This is a genomic window from Chromobacterium vaccinii (assembly GCF_000971335.1).
Lineage (GTDB): Bacteria > Pseudomonadota > Gammaproteobacteria > Burkholderiales > Chromobacteriaceae > Chromobacterium > Chromobacterium vaccinii.
The window spans coordinates 1-784 of record NZ_JZJL01000142.1; the positions used below are offsets into that span (position 1 = coordinate 1).

The 784-nt window shown below is 70.0% G+C and carries 1 protein-coding gene; it reads right to left on the bottom strand.

The annotated features are described in order from the left end of the window. A partial coding sequence (locus tag VL52_RS22965; protein WP_144410395.1) for an AMP-binding protein occupies positions 1–784 on the bottom strand: 784 nt, incomplete at both ends.

A 784-nucleotide genomic window follows, 5' to 3' on the forward strand; every position in this document is an offset into this window, starting at 1 on the left:
AATGCCGTTCGCTCCCAGATCCGCCAGCGTCACCCGGAACGTGGTGGCGAAAGTGGTGGTTTCCGTCGGGCCGTAGCCATTGAGCAAATGCGCCGGTCCGCCTGCGCGCAAGACCCGCTCGACCACATCGGCATCCACCGCATCGCCGCCGACGATCAGGTAGCGAAGGCCGCCAAACGCTTCTTGCAAGGCATCGGCGTACTGGCTGAACAGGCCTGCCGTCAGCCACAGCACGCTGACGCGCTGCTGTTGCAGCGCGGCTGCGAAGCGCTGCGGCTCCAGCAGCGTGGCCTGGTCCACCACCACCACGCAGCCGCCGTTCAACAGCGGCGCCCACACTTCCAGCGTGCTGGCGTCGAATGCCGGATTGGCGGCGAACGCCACCCGGTCATGTTCATTGAAGTCGGCGTAGCCGTTGTTCCGCACCAGCCGGCTGATCCCCCGGTGCGCCACTTCCACGCCCTTGGGCTCGCCGGTGGAGCCCGAGGTGTACATCACGTAGGCCGCCGCCTCGCCGGGCGTCTTCACCCCCAAGCTGCCCCACTCGCAGCCGCTCAGCTCCAGCGCGTCCATGTCGACGCGCCGCGCGCCTTCGCCTTCCGGTCCGGGCAGTCCGCTCCGGCTCAGCAGCAACGATGCGCCGCTGTCCGCCAGCATCGCCTGCTGCCGCGCCGCCGGCGCGTTGCCGTCCAGCGGCACATAGGCCGCGCCGCACTTGAGCGCCGCCAGCTGCGCCAGCACCAGTTCCGTCGAGCGCTCCAGCCGCAGCGCCACCCGGCTCCCC